This is a genomic window from Streptosporangium sp. NPDC051022, assembly GCF_040683035.1.
Lineage (GTDB): Bacteria > Actinomycetota > Actinomycetes > Streptosporangiales > Streptosporangiaceae > Streptosporangium.
In genome coordinates, this window is sequence record NZ_JBFBCF010000023.1 from 127,711 (window position 1) to 149,452 (window position 21,742).

Genomic DNA, 21,742 nt, shown 5'->3' on the forward strand with positions numbered 1-21,742 from the left:
TCACGTTAACCGCGCCCGGGAGTCCCGGCCGCCTCCGCCGTCCACGGCAACCACGCGCTGAGCCGGAACCGGCCGTCGAGACACCTGCCGTAGTCGAGGCGGCCGCCCGCGAGCTCGGCGCGTTCGGTGAGGCCGATCAGGCCCGCCCCGCTGCCCGGGATGGTCCGCCCCCCGGTCACGGGGTTGCGGATCTCCACGGTGAGCCCCTCGTCGGGCCCGCCCGCCACCGTGACGTCGACCCGCGCGGCGGCGGCGTGCTTACGCGCGTTGGTCAGCCCCTCCTGGGCGATCCGGTAGGCGTTCCTGCCGAGTCCGGCCGGCGCCCGGCCGGGGTCGCCCACCCGCATGTCCAGAGTCACGTCCATCCCGGCGAGCCGGGACTCCTCGACCAGGCCGGCCAGGTCGGCGAGGGTCGGCTGGGGGCGGTCCGGGGTGGTGCCCTCGGCGTCGAGGCGGAGCACGCCGATGACCTCCCGCAGATCCTGGAGCGCCTGGTGCGCCCCCGCCCTGATCACTCCGGCGACCCGGGTCAGGTCCGGCGCGGGGATGTCCGGGCGGTACTCCAGCGCGCCCGCGTGCACGCTGAGCAGCGACAGCCGGTGCGCGAGCACGTCGTGCATCTCCCTGGCGATGCGCTCGCGCTCCAGGCGCCTGGCCCGCTCCTCCCTGAGCACCGCCTCGACCTCGGCCCGCTCGGCGCGGTCGCGCAGCGAGAGCACGAGCTGGCGCCTGGCCCGCACGAACATGCCCCAGCCGATCAGCACGACGTAGCCGAGCGTGGAGAACGCGAACCCCTCCCAGAAGCCCTGATCCGGGTCGGGCCGCCACCACAGGTAGGGCACGAGCGCCGCCACGTGCAGGCCGCCCGCCAGGGCCACGGACGTGAAGGAGCGGTGCACGGCCACGGTGAACAGCGCCACGCAGCAGGCCCCCGCGGCGACGGTCGACACGGGCGAGACCGGCACCAGGGCCAGGGCCAGGCCCATCGGCCAGCGGCGGCGCAACCAGACGGCGGCGCACGCGAGCCCGCCGACGACCTGGTCGGCGACGAGCACCGGACCCGGCGTCGAGACGTCCGCGTCCAGCACCAGCGCCGCCAGGAGTCCCAGCCCCGCGGCCAGGAGGAAGACGACGGTGTCGACGATCCAGTCACGGGTCGAGCGCCGTACCGCGGCCTGCCCCTCCGGCCGGTCACCGAGCAGGACGGCCGGCAAAAGCGATCTGTACTCCGTCTGCTCGGTCACGTTCCCCGAGCGTAGGGCCGCGCGAGACGCTCCGGAACCGACCAAAGTCGATGGTCCGTCGACCTTCGGCCGACGCGCCGCGACCGTGTCCTCGGCCAGCATCGGGACCGTGAAAGCGACCCTGCGGATCCTCGGAGCCCTCTGCGTCGTGCAGGCCGTCGGCGGCACGGCCGACGGCCTGTGGGGCGGCGGGCACGGCTGGTTCCAGCTGAACCTCCCGGCCTTTCTGGAGGGCCGCCAGATCTTCGCCGGCATCGTGCTGGGCGTGCTGGGGGTGGCGCTGTGGGGTGCTTCGGGGGCCGTGAGGAGGAAGTGAGCGCCCGGCGGCACCCCCGGGGGGCAAATGTCGGTGAGGGCTCCTATGGTCGTTAACCGTGAAGTACGCCGTGCAGGGGACGCTGGACGAGCTGGGCACACCGCTGGACCAGATCACGTTCGTCGTGTTCGACCTGGAGACCACGGGAGTCTCCGCGGACGAGCACGCGATCACGGAGATCGGCGCGGTCAAGGTGCGCGGCGGTGAGGTGCTCGGCGAGTTCGGCACGCTGGTCGATCCCGGCGCCCCGATCCCCCCGTTCATCTCGGTGCTGACCGGCATCACCGACGCCATGGTCGTGACGGCGCCGAGGATCGGGTCGGTGCTGCCGTCCTTCCTGGAGTTCGCCGCGGGCACCACGCTGGTGGCGCACAACGCGGGGTTCGACCTGTCCTTCCTCAAGGCGGCCTGCGCCGCCCACGGCTACCCTCCGCCCGCCCACCCGGTGGTCGACACCGTCGTGCTGGCCCGCAGGCTGCTCACCCGAGACGAGGCCCCGAACTGCAAGCTGTCCACGCTGGCCAGGCTCTTCAGCGGTAACGAGCCCTGCCACCGCGCGCTCGCCGACGCCCGGGCGACCGTCGACGTGCTCCACGCGCTGCTGGAGCGGGCGGGCTCGTTCGGGGTGGCGACCCTGGAGGAGCTGAAGGGCTTCGTGCGCGCTCCGAGCGCCGAGCAGCGCCGGAAGCGGCACCTGGCCGACGGGGTGCCGTCGGGACCGGGTGTCTACGTGTTCGAGGACGGGCGCGGCGACCCGCTCTACGTCGGCAAGAGCACCAACCTCCGCAACCGCGTGCGCGGCTACTTCACCGCGAGCGAGACCCGGCCCAGGATCCGCGAGATGGTCGGCATCGCCGAGCGGGTCAGGACGATCGCCTGCGCGACCCCGCTGGAGGCCGAGGTCAGGGAGCTCAGGCTGATCGGGTCCGCCAAGCCGCGTTACAACCGCAGGTCCCGTTTCCCGGAGAGGATGGTCTGGCTCAAGCTCACCGACGAGCCGTTCCCCCGGCTGTCCATCGTGCGCGAGGTCAAGGACGACGGCGCGGGCTACCTCGGCCCGTTCGGCAGCGCCCGCGCCGCCGACGACGCCCGCGCCGCGCTGCACGAGACGATCCCGCTGCGGCAGTGCACCGACCGGATCACCCCGCGCACCGGCCGCCCGGCCTGCGCGCTCGCCGGGATGGGCAGGTGCGGCGCGCCCTGCGAAGGGCGCCAGAGCGTCGAGGAGTACGCCGTGCACGCGGCGGCCGCCCGCAGGGCGATGGAGGTGGACGCCACCGCGGTCTTCTCCGCGATCGAGGCCAGGATGGAGCGGCTCTCCCTCGAGCAGCGCTACGAGGAGGCGGCGGCCGACCGCGACCGGCTCGCCTCCTACATCCGCACGTCGGCGCGTATGCAGCGGCTGCGGGCGCTGACCTCGATCCCGGAGATGGTGGCCGCCGCCCCCGTGACGGGCGGCGGCGCCTGGGAGATCCACGTCGTCAGGCACGGCAGGCTGGTCTCGGCGGGGGTGATGCCCGGGGGGGCGCACCCCGTCCCGTTCGTGGACGCGCTGGTGGCCACCGCGGAGACCGTGGTGCCGGGCCCCGGCCCCGTCGCGGCGGCCGGCGCCGAGGAGACCGAGTGCGTGCTGCGCTGGCTGGAGAGCCCCGGCGTGCGGCTGGTGCGGGTGGAGGGCGGCTGGAGCCTGCCGATCGGCGGCGCGGGACGGCTCAAGGCTCGCATCGACCACGCCTACCAGGCCCGGGAACAGCACCGGCCGCGCGAGGGCCGTCCGCTGCGCTGACGGGCACGCTGATAACTTCGGTGAAAACTGCGAGCAGCTCTCAACGAGGAGGAAGCCAGTGGTCACCGCGATCGTGCACATCAAGGCCGAGGTGGACCGGATCCCCGAGGTCGCCCAGGCGATCGCCGAGATCGGCGGGGTGAGCGAGGTTTACTCCATCACCGGGGAGTACGACCTGCTGGCCATGGTCCGCGTCTCCGCCTACGAGGAGATCGCCGAGGTCATTCCCGGCCGGTTGAACAAGGTGGCCGGGGTGTTGCACACCGAGACGCACATCGCCTTCCGCACCTACTCCCGGCACGATCTGGACGCCGCCTTCTCGATCGGTCTCGGCGAGTCCGACTAGAACGGACGCTCCGCCCCGGCCGGTGAGCGCGGATCACCCGTGCCCGAGCCCGAGCCCACGCCCGCGGCGCCGCCAGGCGCCGTAAGAGGGCGGGGTCACGTGGGCGGCTGAACGCCCTGGCGCACCTCGCCCACGGTGGGCAGGCGCGCCCGCACCTCGAAGCCGCCCTCGGGCAGCGGCCCGGCCTTCAGGGTTCCGCCGAACATCGTGGCGCGCTCGCGCATGCCCAGCAGGCCGGGACCGGCGGTGACCGCGGAGGCCGCCCGGCCGTCGTCCCGGACCAGCACGTCGAGGAAGCCGGGGCGCCAGCGCAGGGTGACGTGGGCCGACCGGGCCCCGGCGTGCTTGAGGGTGTTGCCCAGCGCCTCCTGGACGATGCGGTAGGCCGACAGCTCCAGGGCGAGGCCGATCTCCACGGGGCGGCCGTCCTCGACCACCTCGACCCGCAGGCCCGCCGTACGGACCTGGGCGAGCAGGTCGCGCAGGTCGGACAGCCTGGGCTGGGGCGCCCTGCTCCCGGTGGAGCCGCCCGCCGCGCTCAGCAGGGTCAGGATCCGCTGGAGCTCCAGAAGCGACTGACGGCCCGACTCCTCGGCCACGCGCAGGGTCTCGCGGGCCCTGGCGGGGTCCTTTTCCATGATCATCCGACCGGCGCCGACGCCCAGCGTCATCATGCTGACCCCGTGGGCGACCACGTCGTGCAGTTCCCCGGCGATGCGGGCGCGTTCCCTCAGCATGACGGCACCGGCCAGCAGGTCCCGCTGCCCGGCGAGCCGGGCGCGCTCCCCGGTGAGCCGCAGAAGCAGCAGCCGCCGTTCGCGCAGAAGCCTCGCGGTCGCCAGTGACAGGCAGCAAACCGCGAGGACGAGCAGGCCGCAGGCCACCCGCTCGGTCAGAAGGTCAACACGCCACATGAGCGCAATCTAGGGCGGGGTCCGAGGGGGCTACATCCCCTCACGGGAGGATCTTGAGTCCGCCCGTGAGGGGAGAAGACCGGTCAGGCCTGCTTCAACTCCTGGCTGATGGCGACCCAGCGGTCGAGGAGGGCCTCGGCCTCGCCGGAGTCGACGGCCCGCGCGGCCTTGGCGTAGCACGCGGCCATCTCGGCGTCGAGGTCGTCACCGGCGCCCTCGGAGGAGACCAGCGCGGCGGCGGCGTTGAGCAGCACCGCGTCGCGCACCGGGCCCGTCTTGCCGCCCACCAGGTCGCGTACGGCCCGCGCGTTGAACGCCACGTCCCCGCCGCGCAGCGCCTCGGGCTCCGACCTGGGGATGTCGAGCACGGCCGGGTCGAAGACGGTCTGCCGGGCGACGCCGTCGCGCACCACCCAGACGGTCGAGGTCGTCGCGGTCGTGAGCTCGTCGAGCCCGTCGTCGCCCCGGAAGACCAGGGCCGAGACGCCGCGCTCGGCGAAGACGCCCGCGATCACGGGGAGCATGACCGGGTCGAAGATGCCGATCGCCTGGGCCTGGGGCCTGGCGGGGTTGGTCAGCGGGCCCAGGAAGTTGAAGACCGTCGGGATGCCGAGCTCGGCGCGCGCGGGCCCGACGAAGCGCAGCGCCGGGTGGTAGACCGGCGCGAAGCAGAAGGCGATGCCCGCCTCGACCGCGACCTTGGCGGTGTTCGCGGGAGACAGGTCGAGCACGATGCCCAGGTGCTCCAGCACGTCGGCGGCGCCGCAGGAGGAGGAGGCAGCCCGGTTGCCGTGCTTGACCACCCGCACACCCGCGGCGGCGGCCACGATCGCGGCCATCGTGGAGACGTTGACCGTGTGGGCGCGGTCGCCGCCGGTGCCGACGACGTCGACGACGGGCCCCTCGACCGACAGCGGGGTCGCCCGCTCCAGCATCGTGCGCGCCAGCCCGGTCAGCTCGGAGACCGTCACCCCCTTGGCCCGCAACGCCACGGCGAACCCCGCGATCTGCGCGGACGTCGCCGAACCAGACATGATCTCGTTCATCGCCCAGGCGGTCTCGTCCGCCGTCAGGTGCTCGCCCGCGAGCAGGGCGGACAACAGCGCGGGCCAGGTGGTGCGCGCGTCCATGCAGGTCTCCAGAAAGGTGTTCTAGCGGGCGGTCAGACGGGTCGACAGGCGGCGGCGCATCAGGTCGGCGACGGTGCCGGCCAGGGTCACGGGGTCGATGGGCTGGGGGACGACGGCCTCGGCGCGGGACCACTCGGCCAGCCAGCGGTCGTCACGGCGGGCGATCAGCAGGCAGATCGGCGGGCAGTCGTACACCTCGTCCTTGGCCTGCCTGGCGACCCCCATGCCGCCGGCCGGCTGGGTCTCGGCGTCGAGCACGGCCACGTCGATCTCGCCCGAGTCGAAGTGCTGGACGACCTTCGCGTGGGTGGCGCACTCCACGATCTCCACGAGAGGCACGTCGGCGGCGGGACGCCGGCCGAGGGCCTGCCGCACCTTCTCGCGGGTGTTCGCGTCGTCGCTGTAGACGAGGACCCTCATCTTGTCGTCGGTGCTCACGGTGGCACTCACTATCCCTTGTCGATGTATGGTCACCAGGGATGGTACCGGTCGTCTCGCCCGGAGACCCAGGCCGGAGCCGCACGCGAGACAATTGCCGTCCCAGACCGCTTCAGGGGGACGGTTGAGCCCCCTATTGGGGGGTCGTGCGGCGACCCGACCAGGAGAGCCGCAATAATGCTGCCCGTGGCGACAGCATCCGCAATATCAACGACGACGACAGCGCACTCGTCCCGCCGGCCAGACCTGGTCAGCGTCGGAACGATCGTGTGGCTGTCCTCTGAGCTCATGTTCTTCGCGGCGCTGTTCGCGATGTACTTCACCATCCGGTCGGTCAGCCTCGGCGAGGGACTCCCCTGGCCAGAGGCTCACCTGAACGTCCAGTTCTCGCTGGTCAACACGATCATCCTGGTCCTGTCGAGCGTGACCTGCCAGCTGGGCGTGTGGGCGGCTGAGAAGGGCCAGGTCGCCAAGCTGCGGTTCTGGTACATCGTCAGCTTCCTGATGGGCGCCGTGTTCGTCGGCGGTCAGCTGTATGAGTACAGCCAGCTGGCCCACGAGGGGCACACCCTGTCGCACTCCGCGTACGACTCGGTGTTCTACCTGACCACGGGCTTCCACGGCCTTCACGTGACCGGTGGACTGATCGCGTTCCTGTTCATGCTTGGACGCACGTACGCCGCGAAGCGCTTCACCCGTGAGCAGGCGACCAGCGCCATCGTCGTGTCCTATTACTGGCACTTCGTCGACGTGGTCTGGATTGGCCTTTTCGTGACCATCTACGGCATTCATTAAGGAATCGGGATCTCTGTGAATAGGATCACCGCTGGACGGCGGCATCCCCTCGCGAGATACGCGGTCCTGCTTCTTGCCCTGGGGCTGCTCGGTGGGTTCTACACCCTCGCGGCCCCGACGAGCGAGCGGGCTGACGCGGCGATCGCGTCCGGCAGGGCCGACGACGTCGCCGAGGGTAAGAAACTCTTCGAGCAGAGCTGCTCCAGCTGCCACGGCCTCAACGCCGAGGGCACCGCGAACGGCCCGACGCTCGTCGGCGTCGGAGCCGCCGCCGTGGACTTCCAGGTCAGCAGTGGCCGCATGCCCCTGGCCAACCCCGGCGCCCAGGCTCCGCGCAAGCAGCCGGCCCACTGGGTCAACGAGGACACCATCCGGCAGCTCTCGGCCTACATCCAGTCCCTGGGCGGCGGCCCGACCGTCCCCGGCGCCGAGCAGGTCGACCCGGCCAAGGGCGACAAGGCCAAGGGTGGCGAGCTGTTCCGGGCGAACTGCATCCAGTGCCACAACTTCGTCGGCGCCGGTGGTGCCCTGACCCAGGGCAAGTACGCTCCGCCGCTGGGCGAGGCCACCCCGACGCAGATCTACGAGGCCATGATCACCGGCCCGCAGGCGATGCCCGTGTTCAACGACAGCATCATCACGCCCGACCAGAAGCGGGACATGATCGCCTACATCGTGGGCGTGCGTGAGGAGCCCAACCCGGGCGGCGCGGGTCTCGGCCGCATCGGCCCGGTTACCGAGGGTCTGGTGGCCTGGATCGCGGGCATCAGCCTGCTGGTCCTCGCCGCCATCTGGATCACCGCGAAGAAGCGACAGGCCCACTAATGACTGACAACAACCACGACATCGAGCAGCCCGACGAACGCGTGCCACGCCGCGTCATCGGCACCCCCTCGCCCGCTGCCGGCACCTCCCTGCTGGGAACCGACGAGCAGTCCGCCGCGGGCGTCTCCGACGTCCCCGGCGTGACCCTCAAGGACGAGCAGACCGCGAGGAAGGGCGAGCGGATCGCCGCCCTGTGCTTCACCGTCACCCTGATCGCGGGCATCGCCTTCATCGTCTCCTACGTGGTCTTCCAGGTCGGCGACCTCGAGACGACCCGGACCTCGACCCTGGCCCTGGGCGGCACGCTCACGCTCGCGCTGCTCGCGATGGCCGCGGGCATGGTGGTCTGGGTCCGCCTGGTCATGCCGAAGTACAACCTGGTCCAGGAACGCCACGCGATGGCCTCGGACTCCGGGACCCGCGAGACCGTCGCCGAGACCTTCCTGCAGGGCGCGAACGAGAGCGGCTTCGTCAAGCGGCCGCTGCTGCGCCGTACGCTCCTGCTCGCCGCGGCCCCGCTGGGCCTGGCGCCGCTGGTGCTGCTGCGCGACCTCGGCCCGTCCTACAGCAACTTCCCGGAGAAGCTGCGGCACACCGTCTGGGGTGAGAAGACCAAGGACGGCAAGAACCGCAGACTCGTCGTCGAGGGCACCGGCGCGCCGATCCGCGCGGCGGACTTCAACTCCCCCGGCGGCATCCTCTCGGTCGTGCCCGAGGGCTACGAGCACGACCTCAACGCTCTGGCCAAGGCCACGCTGATCCTGATCAAGTTCCGTCCGGAGGAGATCAAGTCCGGCACGAACCTGAACTGGACGCACGACGGGATCGTCGCGTACTCCAAGATCTGCACGCACGTCGGCTGCCCCGCGGCCCTCTACGAGCAGACCACGCACCACATCCTGTGCCCGTGCCACCAGTCGACCTTCGACGCCGCCGACGGCGCCAAGGTCGTCTTCGGACCGGCCGCCCGGCCTCTGCCCCAGCTCCCGATCGCCGTGGACAACGAGGGTTACCTCGTCGCCACGGCCGACTTCTCCGTCCCGCCGGGCCCCAGCTTCTGGGAGCGCGGCGACGCCGAGGCCGAGGTCCGCAAGAACGGAGGCCACGCATGAGCCTCGAAACCGTCCCGAAGCCCATCGCGGGCGCGAGCAGTTTCATCGACGACCGCATCGGCGCGGGAAACTTCCTCAAGCGCAACCTGCGCAAGATCTTTCCCGACCACTGGTCGTTCCTGCTGGGCGAGATCGCGCTGTACTCGTTCATCGTCCTGCTGCTCACCGGCACGTTCCTGACCTTCTTCTTCAAGCCCTCCATGGGCGAGGTCATCTACAACGGTTCGTACGAGCCCCTCAAGGGCGTCGAGATGTCCGAGGCCTACGCCTCGTCGCTGAACATCAGCTTCGACGTCCGCGGTGGTCTGCTGATGCGGCAGATGCACCACTGGGCCGCCCTGCTGTTCGTCGCCGGCATGATGGTGCACGCGCTCCGGGTGTTCTTCACCGGTGCGTACCGCAAGCCGCGCGAGCTCAACTGGCTGATCGGCGTCCTGCTGCTGACCCTGGCGCTGGCCGAGGGCCTGACCGGCTACTCCCTGCCCGACGACCTGCTCTCCGGCGCCGGTCTGCGGATCACCGAGGGTGTGGCGATCTCGCTGCCGCTGGTCGGCACCTGGATCACCTTCTTCCTCTTCGGCGGCGAGTATCCCGGCCATGACGTGATCTCCCGCTTCTACTCGCTGCACATCCTGCTCATCCCGGGCATCCTGCTTGCGCTCATCACCGCCCACATGATCCTGATGTGGGTGCAGAAGCACACGCAGATGCCGGGCAAGGGCCGGACGAACACCAACGTGGTCGGCGCCCCGTTCTACCCTGCCTTCATGATCAAGGCCGGCGCCTACTTCATGTTCACGTTCGGCGTGATCGCACTGCTGGGCACCTTCGCCCAGATCAACCCGATCTGGCTGTTCGGTCCCTACACGCCGGCGGACATCTCGGCGGGTTCGCAGCCCGACTTCTACATGGGCTTCCTGGAGGGTTCGCTCCGCCTGATGCCCTCATGGGAGATCAACTTCCTGGGCTTCACGCTGCCGATGAGCGTGCTGATCCCGGCGCTGGTCCCGATGGGCATCGTCATGACGGGCCTGGCCCTGTATCCCTTCATCGAGCAGTGGGTCACCGGAGACCGCAGCGAGCACCACATCGCCGACCGTCCCCGCAACAACCCGCACCGCACCTCGATCGGCATCTCGGCGATCACCTTCTACGGGGTGCTGTGGCTGCTCGGCGCGAACGACGAGATCTCCTCGTTCTTCCACGTCTCGCTGAACTGGACGACCTACGTCGGCCGGGCCCTGGTCTTCATCGGCCCGCTGGTCGCCTACATCATCACCTACCGGATGTGCCTGGGCCTGCAGCGCAGCGACGCCGCGGTGATCGGCCACGGCGTGGAGTCGGGCGTCATCAAGCGCCTGCCCCACGGCGAGTACATCGAGGTCCACGTTCCGCCGAACGAGGACATCGCGGCCCACGTCCGGGGCAAGCAGCCGGTTCCGATGGTCGCCGCGGCCGAGACCGGCGACGAGGAGGTCCCGCCGAAGGAGATGCGCGGTCCGCTCGGCAAGCTCCGCGCCAAGATGAGCAAGGCCTACGGCGGCGAGAAGATCCCGCTGGACGAGGGTCACGGCCACGACGAGAGCCACGGCGCTCAGGTCGAGGTCGGCCCGGGCAAGGACGACAAGTCCCTGACCCACTGACCCGCCGGCCCGCCTGACGGGCGCGGATCGTCGAAGACGGGGCCCGGACACCACACGGTGTCCGGGCCCTGTCGCGTCTGTCGTCCCTCTTCCCGGACCTGTCCGCTCCCCCGTCCTTCCCTCACCGTCGTACCGCGCCCGCGTCCTCACGGCCTCCACGACACCGGGAACGCCCTCCCCACGGATCGGGGGCGACGCGGCCTCCCGCCGACGTCCCTGTACGGCCCCCTGTACGGCCCACACGACCTCGCACATCCCGCCTGGTCGGGAAGGCGGAGAAGGGGGCACGCACCTCCCAGGGACCTCTCAGGAGCTCGGAGCAGGGGCCCACGGGAGTTCCCTGAGCGGTGAACCCACCGTGAACCTCCGGCGGGTCATGGGCCGCTCGCGGAAAACCCGTGGTCGCGGGGCTCGAACGAACCCCGGAGCAGGACGAACCCGGAGCACGGACAGAGTCCGGAGCGCGGACGGACTCCGGAGCATGGGCCGATCAGGGAGCACCGGCCGACCTGCCGAGCACGAGCCGTCCCACCGAGTACCGGCCGGCCACCGGGCACGAGCGGCTCACGGGAAGCGGCTCACAGAGGAACCGGGCGCGAGCGGCTCAAAGGGACTCGGTGGTGAAGTACTTGACGCTGCTCCACTTCAGCCACTGCTTCCAGTTCTCCTGCCAGTGCCCCCACCCGTTGGTCGGCTCCAGCTTGCGCGGCGAGCCGGTGATGATGATCGGATCACCGATCAGCGTGTTGTCGATGAACCAGACGGCGTTGCCCGGGCTGACGTTGACGCAGCCGTGGCTCACGTTGGAGTAGCCCTGTGAGCCTACGGACCACGGGGCGCTGTGCACGTACTCGCCGCTGTTGGAGATGCGGACGGTGTTGTAGACGGTCATCTGGTAGTAGCCGGCGGAGCCGGGGCCGATGCCGGGCGAGGTCATGACGGTGACGGGCTCCCTGGACATGGCCAGGTGCACGCCGCTGGTCGTGTAGTACTTCCACTCGCCGCCCTGGCCCGCGCTCATGGGGATCTCCCGGACGACCTTGCCGTTGCGCCTGACGGTCAGGTGGTGGGTGAGGGTGCTGCCCTTGGTGATCTGGGAGCGGCCGACCTTGAAGCGGAGGGTCTGGCTCTGCTTGCCGTACAGGCCCCTGCCGCCCCTGACGCCCTCGAGGTGGGCGTCCAGCCGGACACGGGTGTTGGCCGGCCAGAAGGTCTTGGGCCGGAAGTGCACGGTCTTGTCGTCGAACCAGTGCCAGGCTCCGAGGACCGGCTTGGAGGTGCGGACCACCAGGTTGCGCTCGACCTCGACGCGGTCGGTGATGGGCTGGTCGAATGTGATCATGATCGGCATGCCGACGCCGACCGTCAGGCCCGTCGCCTCCTTGTTGGGCTGCAGGTCCTGGATCGCGAAGCTCTTGTCGGCCTTCACCGTGGAGAAGGAGGTGGCGGTCTGGGTGACCTTCCCCGACGGGTTCACCGCCACCGCCGTGACCTCGTAGGAGGTCCCAGGAAGCGCCGTACCCCGGCTGTGCCACTGTGTCCCGTCGGCGCTCAGCACGCCCGGCAGCGAGCCTCTGGGGCTCTTCACGGTGACGTTCTTCAGGGTTCCGCCCCGCGCGGCCACCAGGACCGTCGAGTCGGTGGGGACGTTGCCCGCCTTGTCCAGGGGGACCACGCTGACGGCGGCGTCGGCGTACTGCCTGGCCTCCGCCGTGTTCCGCGCGACGTCGGCCGGATCGTCCGAACATGAGGTCACCAGCGCCAGGACCAGCAGTCCGGCCCCCGGAATCGAACCACGCATCGCCCGCCCCACGTGTACTCCCCTGTTCAGGACCGGTCTACTGATCCTGTTATTACCCGGAGTAAGCGGAGCGCCACATATGACAGCCGGGCAGAGCCCCCAATAAACACCAAAAAACGGGCCACGGAAGCTTCCGTGGCCCGTTTCCGGGAAGAGTGGCCCGTTTCCGGGAACAAGGGACGACACCGCGGCCGCCCCCGGGATCAGTGCGAGAAGTGACCCCGGTAGTACTCGAAGACGAACCCGATCATGCTCATGATGACCGCGAAGACGCCGATCAGGAACAGCCACCAGCCGATGACCAGGCCGACCGCGGTGAGCGAGACGGCCAGGCAGACGAACAACGGCCACCAGCTGTGCGGGCTGAAGAAGCCGAGCTCTCCGGCGCCGTCGGCGATCTCGCCCTGCTTGCTGTCCTCAGGCTGCTCGCCGATGCGGCGGGCGGTGTACATGAGGTAGTAGCCGATCATGAAGGCGAAGCCCACCGAGATGGCCATCGCCGTCGTGCCGACCGGTTCCCTGGACCAGAACCAGTAGACGACGTCCACCGCGGCGAAGAAGATGCCGCAGAGGATGAACAACCAGCCCTGGACCTTCATCGGGTCTCCTCCCCCAGCTCACGTACGGCCGAGGTGATGTGCGGATACTTGAGGTCGAACGCGGGGCGCTCGGACCGGATCCGCGGCAGCGAGGTGAAGTTGTGCCGCGGCGGCGGGCAGGACGTCGCCCACTCCAGGGAGTTGCCGTAGCCCCACGGGTCGTCGACGGTGACCTTCGGGGCCGTCTTGTGGGTCCGCCACACGTTGTACAGGAACGGCAGCGTGGAGGCGCCGAGCAGGAAGGCACCGACCGAGGAGACCATGTTCAGGTCGGTGAAGCCGTCGATGGGGCTGTAGTCGGCGTAGCGGCGCGGGAAGCCCGCGGCGCCGAGCCAGTGCTGCACCAGGAAGGTGGTGTGGAAGCCGATGAACAGCGTCCAGAAGTGGACCTTGCCCAGGGTGTCGTTGAGCATCTTGCCGGTGAACTTGGGCCACCAGAAGTAGAAGCCCGCGAACATCGCGAACACCACGGTGCCGAAGACGACGTAGTGGAAGTGCGCCACCACGAAGTAGGAGTCCGACACCTGGAAGTCCAGCGGCGGGGAGGCGAGGATGACGCCGGTCAGGCCGCCGAACAGGAAGGTGACCAGGAAGCCGATCGAGAACAGCATCGGCGACTCGAAGGACAGGTGTCCCCGCCACATCGTGCCGATCCAGTTGAAGAACTTCACACCGGTCGGGACCGCGATGAGGAACGTCATGAACGAGAAGAACGGCAGCAGCACCTGGCCGGTCGGGAACATGTGGTGCGCCCACACGGTGATCGACAGACCGGCGATGGCGATGGTGGCGCCGACCAGGCCGATGTAGCCGAACAGCGGCTTGCGGCTGAAGACCGGCAGGATCTCGGTGACGATGCCGAAGAACGGCAGCGCGATGATGTACACCTCGGGGTGGCCGAAGAACCAGAACAGGTGCTGCCAGAGCATCGCACCGCCGGTGGCCGGGTCGAAGATGTGCGTGCCGAGCTTGCGGTCGGCCTCCAGGGCCAGCAGCGCGGCGGCCAGCACCGGGAAGGCCATCAGCACCAGGATCGAGGTGAGCAGGACGTTCCAGGTGAACATCGGCATGCGGAACATCGTCATGCCGGGCGCCCGCATGCAGATGATCGTGGTGATGAAGTTGACCGAGCCGAGGATCGTGCCCAGACCGCTGATGGTCAGGCCGACGATCCACAGGTCACCGCCGATGCCGGGCGAGCTGATGGCGTTCGACAGCGGGGTGTAGGCGAACCAGCCGAAGCTGGCCGCGCCGCCCGGGGTAAGGAAACCCGACAGGGCGATGGTGCTGCCGAAGGTGAACAGCCAGTAGCTCACCATGTTCAGACGCGGGAAGGCCACGTCCGGCGCGCCGATCTGCAGCGGCATGAGCTCGTTGGCGAAGCCGGCGAACAGCGGCGTCGCGAACATGAGCAGCATGACCGTGCCGTGCATGGTGAACAGCTGGTTGAACTGCTCGTTGCTGGTGAACTGCAGTCCGGGCTGCGCCAGCTCCGCTCGCATGATCAGCGCCATGACGCCGCCGATCAGGAAGAACACGAACGAGGTGATGAGGTAGAGGTGTCCAATGATCTTGTGATCGGTGGACGACGTCCACTTCGCGATGATCGACCCCTTGCGGGTCGCCACCGGGGGGAGCGCAATGGGCTCGTTAAGTGCGGTCACTGGGCACCCGCCTGACTAGCGATGTACTGATCGAACTCGGCCTGGGGGACGAGCTTCACCGAGAACAGCATCCGGCTGTGGTCGGTACCGCACAGCTCGGCGCAGCGGCCGGCGTAGATGCCCGGCTTGTCGAGGGTCTCCACCTCGAACTTGTTCTTCACACCCGGGATGACGTCCCGCTTGAAGTGGAAGGCGGGCACCCAGAAGGAGTGGATGACGTCCGGCGAGACGAGGTCGAACTCGACCTTCTTGCCGACGGGCAGCATCAGCTGCGGGCCCTGGGTGTAGTCGCTGACGGGGGTGCCGACGACCGGGACCTGCTTGCCGTTGTAGTCGGTGGTGAAGCGCCAGCTCCACTGGAAACCCTCGACCTTGACCTTCACGTCGGGCTGCCCGGAGACCGTGTTGATGTAGTTCTGGTCCCGCGCGGTGAAGAAGAAGAACACTCCGACCATGATGATCGGCACAACGGTGTAGAGGATCTCGATCGGGAGGTTGTAGCGCACCTGCGGCGGCAGCTCCTCCTTCGCGTTCTTCCTCTTACGGTGGAACGCCACGGACCACAGGATCAGGCCCCACACGACCACACCGGTGGCGAGAGCCGCGATCCAGGACCCGTTCCACAGATTCTGGACGGTGTCGGCCTGCTTGGTGATGCCGACGGGCATTCCGCCACGGGACCACTCATCGGCACTGCACGCCGTCACGGACACCAGCAGCAGCGCCAGAGCGGCGGCGCGTGGCACCCGGCGGCGTGCCAACGGACGCCGTGCAGAACGGCGGGTCGGACTCACGGATCGCCTACCCCACAGATGAAGCCCAGGAGTCGCTCCTGGGCGGTCGTTTGTTCTTGTTCACAACTTGTAGTTCACAGCTTTACGCTGGGGGACACATTAGCGCGGACCGCCCTCGCCCCCCCGCGCAGCCCCCGATTGCGTCGCACGTGATGCGACGATTGGGGTGTGGCGTACTTCGACGCGGCCTCCACAGAGCCGCTGCACCCTCAGGCGCGCGAGGCTCTGATCGCGGCACTCGACGTCGGCTGGACCGACCCAGCGAGGCTGTACGGTCCCGCCCGCCGGGCAAGGATGTTACTGGAACAAGCGCGCACAGAGGTGGCCGAAGCCCTGGGGGCGCGTCCCGACGAGGTCTCGTTCACCGCCTCCGGCACCCAGGCCGTGCATCTGGGCGTCCTGGGCACCCTGCACGGGCGGCGCAGGGCGGGGCGCCGCCTGGTGACCTCGGCGGTCGAGCACTCCAGTGTGCTGCACGCGGCGGGGATCCACGAACGCGACGGCGGTTCGGTGGAGACGGTCGGCGTCGGCCGTACCGGCGCGGTCGATCCGGCGGCGTTCCGGGAGGCGGTCCTGGCCGAGGGCACGGCCCTGGCCTGCCTGCAGAGCGCCAACCACGAGGTCGGAACGCTCCAGCCGGTGGCCGAGGCGGCGGCGGCCTGCGCCGAGGCGGGGGTGCCGCTGCTGGTCGACGCCGCGCAGACCGCGGGCCGGATGCCGCCGCCCGGCGGCTGGTCGGTGCTGACGGCGAGCGCGCACAAGTGGGGCGGCCCCGCGGGCGTGGGCGTCCTGGTGGTCCGCAAGGGCACCCGGTGGCGCAGCCCGCTCCCCGAGGACGAGCGTGAGCGCCGCAGGGTCCCGGGATTCGAGAACGTGCCCGCGATCGTCGCGTCGGCCGCGGCGCTGCGCGCCATGATCGCCGAGTCGGCCAGGGAGTCGGCGCGCCTTTCCGCGCTGGTCGACCGGATCAGGACGGAGGTCCCCCGGCTGGTCCCCGACGTCGAGGTGATCGGCGATCCGGTCGCCCGCGCCCCACATATTGTCACCTTTTCGTGTCTTTACGTGGAAGGTGAGGCGTTGCTGACAGAATTGGATAAGGCAGGATTCGCCGTATCCTCCGGCAGCTCCTGCACGGCCAGTACGCTTCGTCCGTCACACGTTTTGGAGGCCATGGGCGTGCTTACGCACGGGAACGTCCGGGTATCGCTGCCCCGAGGCGCGTCCGCGACGGATGTCGACCGGTTCCTCGCCGTCCTGCCGGACATGGTGAGGAGGATTCGTGAGGACGCGGGAGTGAAATCATGATCAACATTCGGGGAGTGAAAGCTTCATGACGTCCGTGCGGACCGCCGCGGAGGGTGCCACCCAGCCGCCGGCCCTGACCATCGACGCGCTGGGCAAGAAATGCCCCATCCCCATCATCATGCTCGCCGAGCAGATCAACCACGTGCCGCTCAACGCGATCGTCTCGGTCCTCGCCGACGACCCGGCGGCGTTCACCGACGTCCCTGCCTGGTGCAGGCTGAAGTCGCACCACCACGTGGGGAGCTACGAGCTTCCCGAGGGCGGCTGGGCCATCCACGTGCGGCGCAACTACTGACGCCCCTCGGGAGCCGCTGACGCCCCTCGGGCCGGCGTCCCGGCGCCCGGCGGCCCCGCGACGCGGCCCTCGGGCGGCGCCGGGCGGGGCCAGACCCTGACAAGGTCGTGGCGAGGCCGTACGGACGGAGCCGCGTGACGGACGGCGCCGCCCTCACGCGGCTCCGCCTCCGCGGAGGGTACGGCGAGCGCCAGGGGCCGACGGCCCCCTCATGCCCGCCGTACCGCGTGCCTCCCGCCCCGGAGGGCTCAGAGGTGCCTCGTGCCCCGGAGGGCTCAGGCGTAGTGGCACTTCACGAAGGCGGCGACCTCGTCGGCGGCCTCCGGGCCGTAGGCGGCGGCGAAGCGGTCGAGGAAGCCCCGCTGGCCGAGCTCGTACTCCTGGCCGCCGACGTGCTCGAGAACGTGGGTGGCGGTGAGGTTGCCGATCTGGCCGCAGCGCTCCAGGGACAGGTCCCACGCGAGACCCGCCAGGAAGCCGGCGCGGAAGGCGTCGCCGACGCCGGTCGGGTCGGCCTTGCCCAGCTCGGGGGCGGGCGCGATGTGCAGCGACGGCTCGCCCTTGCGGTCGATCACGGCGCCCTTGGGGCCGAGCGTGGTGATCCGGACGCCGACCCGGTCGAGGACCTCCTCGTCGGACCAGCCCGTCTTCTGCTCGATCAGGCCCTTCTCGTAGTCGTTGCCGAACAGGTAGGCCGCCCCGTCGACCAGCCGCCGGATGTCCTCTCCCGGCATGCGGGCGAGCTGCTGCGACAGGTCGGCGGCGAACGGGATGCCGCGGTTCTTGGCCTCGTCGGTGTGCCTGAGCATCGCGTCGGGGTCGTTGGGGCTGACCAGGACGAGGTCGAGGCCGTCTAGGCGGTCGGCGACCGGGCCCAGCTCGATCATCCGCGCCTCGGCCATGGCGCCGGTGTAGAAGGAGGCGATCTGGTTGTGCTCCTCGTCGGTCGTGCACAGGAACCGGGCGGTGTGGTGGATCTCGGAGACGCGCACGGAGTCACAGTCGACGCCGTGCCGCTCGAGCCAGGACCGGTAGTCGGCGAAGTCCGCGCCGACCGCGCCGACCAGGACGGGTCGCAGCCCCAGGCAGCCCATGCCGAAGGCGATGTTGGCCGCGCAGCCTCCTCGGCGGATCTGCAGGTCGTCCACGAGGAACGACAGGGAGACCCGGTCCAGCTGCTCGGCGATGAGCTGGTCGCCGAAGCGGCCGGGGAAGGTCATCAGATGATCGGTCGCGATTGAGCCGGTGACGGCGATGCGCACGGGATCATTCTCCTCGTTGTCAGCATCTACGGAAAGGACGGGGATTGGAGCCCCGCAAGAATACGCGACCACGCAGACGCGCGACGGCCCCGCAAGGTGACAGATATCACCTCGCGAGGCCGCCGTACATCACTTGTCGATCGTGGCCGCGCGTGTCCGCGCGCGTTCGCCTAGTTGAACGAGTCGCCACAGGCGCAGGAGCCGGTGGCGTTCGGGTTGTCGATCGTGAAGCCCTGCTTCTCGATCGTGTCGACGAAGTCGACCGTGGCGCCCGTGAGGTACGGCGCGCTCATCCGGTCGGTGACCACGCTGACGCCGTTGAAGTCCGTGACGACGTCGCCGTCCATGGAGCGGTCGTCGAAGAAGAGCTGGTAGCGCAGGCCGGAACAGCCACCCGGCTGCACGGCCACGCGCAGCTGAAGGCCTTCCTCACCCTGCTGCTCCAGCAGGCTCTTGACCTTGGCCGCGGCCGCGTCAGTGAGGGTCAGGCCCTGTGCCGTGGTCTCGCTGCTGTGAACCGACATGTGGTGACTCCCGCGTCTGCGTCAACCGCCCGTTCGGAACGGTTGTCTGATGTTGACGTCCTTCTTAGACGCTACCAACACGCGCCGACGGCTACACATTCCTGAGACCGCAACCCTCATCCGACCCCGGAATAAATCCCCCTACGGCGTGTGTCATCATTAGTCGTCAGTTCGACGATAAGGGGGTGTGGTCGTGACGACCACCGAGACCGGACTTCCGCTTTTCGTCCTCGGCAGGGGGACCGATCCGCACAGCGAGCGCGGTGTCGACTGTCCCGGTGAGCTGCCGGCAGCCTCGGACCCGGCGCTCGTCGAGCGCGCCAGGCGGGCCAAGGCCGCACTCGGCGAGCGGGTCTTCGTTCTGGGGCACCACTACCAGCGCGACGAGGTCATCCAGTTCGCCGACGTGACCGGCGACTCGTTCAAGCTCGCCAGGGAGGCCGCCGCCAGGCCCGGCGCGGAGTACATCGTCTTCTGCGGCGTGCACTTCATGGCCGAGTCCGCCGACATCCTCACCAACGACTCCCAGAAGGTCGTGCTGCCCGACCTCGCGGCCGGCTGCTCGATGGCCGACATGGCCACCTTCGACCAGGTGGAGGAGTGCTGGGAGGTGCTGGAGGACGCCGGGATCGCCGGTGTCACGGTCCCGGTCACCTACATGAATTCCAGCGCCGACATCAAGGCGTTCTGCGGGCGTAACGGCGGCGCCGTGTGCACCTCCTCCAACGCCAGGCGCGCCCTCGACTGGGCGTTCTCCCGGGGCGAGAAGGTGCTGTTCCTGCCCGACCAGCACCTGGGCCGCAACACCGCGGTGCTGGAGATGGGCCTGTCGCTGGACGACTGCGTCGTGTACAACCCGCACCGGCCGAACGGCGGCCTGACCGCCGAGCAGCTCGAGAACGCCAAGATGATCCTGTGGAAGGGCCACTGCTCGGTCCACGGCCGCTTCACCGCCGGCTGCGTGGACGACGTCCGCGCCCGGATCCCCGGGGTCAACGTGCTGGTCCACCCCGAGTGCAGGCACGAGGTGGTCACCAAGGCCGACTACGTCGGCTCGACCGAGTACATCATCAAGAAGCTCCAGGAGGCCCCGGCCGGATCCTCGTGGGCGGTGGGCACCGAGCTGAACCTGGTCAAGCGGCTGGGGCAGATGTTCCCCGACAAGAACGTCACGTTCCTCGACAAGACCGTCTGCTACTGCTCGACGATGAACAGGATCGACCTGCCGCACCTGGTGTGGGCGCTGGAGTCCCTGGCGGCCGGGCAGGTGGCCAACCAGATCACCGTGGACCCGGAGACCACCCGCTGGGCCAAGGTCGCCCTGGACCGGATGCTGGCCCTGCCCTGACCGTCCGCTCCCCCGGCCGGCGCCCGCGGGCGGTGTCCGGCCCGGTGGGGTCCCCGGCCTACCGCAGCGCGTAGACCACCTGGACGTTGACCGAGACGGCCTGCTGGCCGGGGCTGATCGAGGCCTTGTCCGCCGCCAGGCCGGCGCCGTAGGCCATCGGCCGGGGCGGGGTGACGTTCTCCTCGGTGATCCTCACGACCTGGCCGAGCTCGCGCCCCGACAGCCTGGCGTACTGCTCGGCGCGGGCCCTGGCGTCCTTGAACGCCGCCTCACGCGCGGCCCTGAGCAGTCTGCGGCCGTCGGAGATCTCGAAGGAGATGCCGTTCAGCCGGACCTCCTCACCCGCGGCCACCGCCGCCTCGATGACCCGGTCCGCGCTCTCGACGTCGCGCACCACCGCCTCGACGCCCTGTGCGGCCCGGTAGCCGGCGACCTTGGGGTAGTTGTCGTACTCGGGCCCGAGGGAGAGCTCGTTCGTCCGCAGGTCCTTGGCGTCGATCCCCGTGTCGAGCAGTGCCTTCGTCAGCCTGGCCGCGGCCTGGCGCGCGTCGGCGAAGGCCTGTCCCGCGGTGGGGCGGCGCACCTCGACGCCGACGTTCAGACGCATGACGTCGGGGGCGGAGGACAGGCTCGCCTCCCCCACGACCGTCACCTGGGCTTGCCTTTCGTTCACGATCACCCTCGCAGCGTCGGAGTCGGAATCGGCGAACGCGGCCCCGCCGAACATCCCCATGGTGACGAGCGCGGTCACGGCCACGGTGTGAGACAACTTGATCATAGGGTCCATGCCAGCACGGAAGGCCGGTGGCGCCGGGGAGGCTCCTGGACGCCCTGCCGTGTCTTGAAGATCAGATTACGGCGCGCTCCCGCCACCAGGCGAACAGCCCCGCCTCGCCCTCGACGGCGTGGTCGTCCGCGCTCCGCCTGCCCCACACCACCTGCAGCAGGTCGGCGGCGGTCGCGGTGCGGACGGTGACGGTCCCCGGCCGCGGGGAGCGCTCGTAATGGAAGCGGTCGGGGTCGAGGGTGACCGTCCACCCGGCTCCGGTGTCGGTCTGCAGGGAGATCGTCTCGCCCGCCCCTCGCAGCTCGGCGACGCCGGGGCTCCAGCGCGCGTAGGGCAGGACGTCCAGGAACTCCTCGACGCCGTCGGCCGCGACGTCCTCCTCGACCGAGACCGGGACGCCCAGCGCGAGCTCGGCGTCGATCCGGTGGACCACGGTCTCGTGCAGCTGCCGCCGCGACCAGAACCGCGCGTGCCTGTCGCCGCCCCAGGCCCACATCGGCGCGCCGGGATCGGCCGCGAGCAGTGCCTCGGTCAGCGGGGCCGCGCCCTCGGCGAGCCAGGCGGGGTAGTCCGCCGCGTGCGCGGGCAGGCCCATCTCCGCCGTGTCGCGGTCGTAGCGCCGTTCGGCCAGGTCGCGCACCATCGCGGTCGCCCACCTGTGCACCCCGCCGGTGTGGACGGTGAGCGCGGCCAGATCCCAGCCGGGGCAGGTTCGCACCTCGGTGGACATGTCACGGCCCCGCAGCGTCTCGGCCATCCGGGCGATCTCCCGGCCGACGGCCTCGGCGTGCTCTTCGTGGGTCCAGTCCCTCAA

22 protein-coding genes are annotated in these 21,742 nt (G+C 69.9%); 10 read left to right on the forward strand and 12 right to left on the reverse strand.

The window, feature by feature from the left end; translation table 11 throughout:
- Nucleotides 1-5: 5 nt before the first annotated feature.
- A complete protein-coding gene (locus tag AB0N02_RS31520) occupies nt 6-1,244 on the reverse strand; it encodes a histidine kinase (protein WP_363953831.1) in 1,239 nt (412 codons plus the stop codon).
- A gap of 109 nt (nt 1,245-1,353) precedes the next feature.
- Here AB0N02_RS31520 and AB0N02_RS31525 point away from each other — a divergent pair, with 109 nt between their 5' ends.
- The 3 genes from AB0N02_RS31525 to AB0N02_RS31535 are packed head-to-tail and all read left to right on the forward strand — an operon-like array spanning nt 1,354 to nt 3,692.
- On the forward strand, nt 1,354-1,560 hold the full coding sequence (locus AB0N02_RS31525; RefSeq protein WP_363953833.1) for a hypothetical protein: 207 nt from the start codon (nt 1,354-1,356) through the stop codon (nt 1,558-1,560).
- A 58-nt stretch (nt 1,561-1,618) separates the two neighbouring features.
- Nucleotides 1,619-3,346 (forward strand): DEDD exonuclease domain-containing protein, encoded by a 1,728-nt coding sequence (locus AB0N02_RS31530; RefSeq protein ID WP_363953835.1) that lies wholly within the window; start codon nt 1,619-1,621, stop codon nt 3,344-3,346.
- Nucleotides 3,347-3,404: 58 nt separating this feature from the next.
- Nucleotides 3,405-3,692 (forward strand): Lrp/AsnC ligand binding domain-containing protein, encoded by a 288-nt coding sequence (locus tag AB0N02_RS31535; RefSeq protein WP_363953837.1) that lies wholly within the window; start codon nt 3,405-3,407, stop codon nt 3,690-3,692.
- 95 nt (nt 3,693-3,787) lie between these two features.
- On the opposite strand, the gene AB0N02_RS31540 is transcribed toward AB0N02_RS31535, so the two are convergent.
- The 3 genes from AB0N02_RS31540 to AB0N02_RS31550 all read right to left on the reverse strand — a co-directional run bounded on the left by AB0N02_RS31540 (nt 3,788) and on the right by AB0N02_RS31550 (nt 6,156).
- Nucleotides 3,788-4,606, reverse strand: a complete 819-nt coding sequence (locus tag AB0N02_RS31540; RefSeq protein ID WP_363953839.1) for a histidine kinase — start codon at nt 4,604-4,606, stop codon at nt 3,788-3,790.
- Nucleotides 4,607-4,689: 83 nt separating this feature from the next.
- On the reverse strand, nt 4,690-5,736 hold the full coding sequence (gene trpD / locus AB0N02_RS31545; RefSeq protein WP_363953841.1) for an anthranilate phosphoribosyltransferase: 1,047 nt from the start codon (nt 5,734-5,736) through the stop codon (nt 4,690-4,692).
- A 21-nt stretch (nt 5,737-5,757) separates the two neighbouring features.
- Nucleotides 5,758-6,156 carry a hypothetical protein gene (locus AB0N02_RS31550; RefSeq protein WP_363953911.1) on the reverse strand — a complete coding sequence of 133 codons (399 nt, stop codon included), beginning with the start codon at nt 6,154-6,156 and terminating at the stop codon, nt 5,758-5,760.
- Nucleotides 6,157-6,351: 195 nt separating this feature from the next.
- Between AB0N02_RS31550 and AB0N02_RS31555 the strand changes: the two genes are divergently transcribed.
- Genes AB0N02_RS31555 through AB0N02_RS31570 form a run of 4 tightly spaced genes read left to right on the forward strand, consistent with a single transcriptional unit; the run spans nt 6,352 to nt 10,549 of the window.
- The gene (locus AB0N02_RS31555) at nt 6,352-6,969 is read left to right on the forward strand and encodes a heme-copper oxidase subunit III (protein WP_363953842.1); all 618 of its coding nucleotides are present in this window, start codon (nt 6,352-6,354) and stop codon (nt 6,967-6,969) included.
- A gap of 15 nt (nt 6,970-6,984) precedes the next feature.
- On the forward strand, nt 6,985-7,794 hold the full coding sequence (locus tag AB0N02_RS31560; RefSeq protein ID WP_363953843.1) for a c-type cytochrome: 810 nt from the start codon (nt 6,985-6,987) through the stop codon (nt 7,792-7,794).
- On the forward strand, nt 7,794-8,906 hold the full coding sequence (locus tag AB0N02_RS31565; protein ID WP_363953844.1) for a Rieske 2Fe-2S domain-containing protein: 1,113 nt from the start codon (nt 7,794-7,796) through the stop codon (nt 8,904-8,906). Before AB0N02_RS31560 ends, AB0N02_RS31565 begins: the two co-directional genes overlap by 1 nt.
- A complete protein-coding gene (locus tag AB0N02_RS31570) occupies nt 8,903-10,549 on the forward strand; it encodes a ubiquinol-cytochrome c reductase cytochrome b subunit (protein WP_363953846.1) in 1,647 nt (548 codons plus the stop codon). The genes AB0N02_RS31565 and AB0N02_RS31570 overlap by 4 nt, the downstream gene beginning before the upstream one ends.
- 604 nt (nt 10,550-11,153) lie before the next feature.
- On the opposite strand, the gene AB0N02_RS31575 is transcribed toward AB0N02_RS31570, so the two are convergent.
- The 4 genes from AB0N02_RS31575 to coxB form a co-directional block, all read right to left on the reverse strand.
- Nucleotides 11,154-12,350, reverse strand: a complete 1,197-nt coding sequence (locus AB0N02_RS31575; RefSeq protein ID WP_363953848.1) for an Ig-like domain-containing protein — start codon at nt 12,348-12,350, stop codon at nt 11,154-11,156.
- Nucleotides 12,351-12,553: 203 nt separating this feature from the next.
- On the reverse strand, nt 12,554-12,949 hold the full coding sequence (locus AB0N02_RS31580; protein WP_363953850.1) for a cytochrome c oxidase subunit 4: 396 nt from the start codon (nt 12,947-12,949) through the stop codon (nt 12,554-12,556).
- Complete coding sequence (gene ctaD, locus AB0N02_RS31585; protein ID WP_363953852.1) at nt 12,946-14,613, reverse strand: cytochrome c oxidase subunit I; 1,668 nt, start codon at nt 14,611-14,613, stop codon at nt 12,946-12,948. The genes AB0N02_RS31580 and ctaD overlap by 4 nt, the downstream gene beginning before the upstream one ends.
- Nucleotides 14,610-15,281, reverse strand: coding sequence for a cytochrome c oxidase subunit II (gene coxB / locus AB0N02_RS31590; protein WP_363953854.1), 672 nt, complete (start codon nt 15,279-15,281; stop codon nt 14,610-14,612). Before coxB ends, ctaD begins: the two co-directional genes overlap by 4 nt.
- 294 nt (nt 15,282-15,575) lie before the next feature.
- On the opposite strand from coxB, the gene AB0N02_RS31595 reads away from it, so the two are divergent.
- Nucleotides 15,576-16,712, forward strand: coding sequence for a cysteine desulfurase family protein (locus AB0N02_RS31595; protein WP_363953856.1), 1,137 nt, complete (start codon nt 15,576-15,578; stop codon nt 16,710-16,712).
- A gap of 25 nt (nt 16,713-16,737) precedes the next feature.
- Nucleotides 16,738-17,007: a sulfurtransferase TusA family protein gene (locus AB0N02_RS31600; protein WP_363953858.1), complete on the forward strand. Its 270-nt coding sequence runs from the start codon at nt 16,738-16,740 to the stop codon at nt 17,005-17,007.
- Between the two features lie 275 nt (nt 17,008-17,282).
- Here AB0N02_RS31600 and AB0N02_RS31605 read toward each other — a convergent pair whose 3' ends face one another.
- Entirely contained in the window at nt 17,283-18,269 is a 987-nt protein-coding gene (locus AB0N02_RS31605; RefSeq protein WP_363953860.1) for a carbohydrate kinase family protein, read from the reverse strand.
- A 170-nt stretch (nt 18,270-18,439) separates the two neighbouring features.
- Nucleotides 18,440-18,793 carry an iron-sulfur cluster insertion protein ErpA gene (erpA, locus tag AB0N02_RS31610; RefSeq protein WP_363953862.1) on the reverse strand — a complete coding sequence of 118 codons (354 nt, stop codon included), beginning with the start codon at nt 18,791-18,793 and terminating at the stop codon, nt 18,440-18,442.
- Between the two features lie 193 nt (nt 18,794-18,986).
- On the opposite strand from erpA, the gene nadA reads away from it, so the two are divergent.
- Nucleotides 18,987-20,141, forward strand: coding sequence for a quinolinate synthase NadA (gene nadA, locus AB0N02_RS31615; RefSeq protein WP_363953864.1), 1,155 nt, complete (start codon nt 18,987-18,989; stop codon nt 20,139-20,141).
- 58 nt (nt 20,142-20,199) lie between these two features.
- Here nadA and AB0N02_RS31620 read toward each other — a convergent pair whose 3' ends face one another.
- Both AB0N02_RS31620 and AB0N02_RS31625 read right to left on the reverse strand, forming a co-directional pair.
- Nucleotides 20,200-20,919, reverse strand: coding sequence for an SIMPL domain-containing protein (locus tag AB0N02_RS31620; protein WP_363953866.1), 720 nt, complete (start codon nt 20,917-20,919; stop codon nt 20,200-20,202).
- 70 nt (nt 20,920-20,989) lie between these two features.
- Entirely contained in the window at nt 20,990-21,742 is a 753-nt protein-coding gene (locus tag AB0N02_RS31625; RefSeq protein ID WP_363953868.1) for a maleylpyruvate isomerase family mycothiol-dependent enzyme, read from the reverse strand.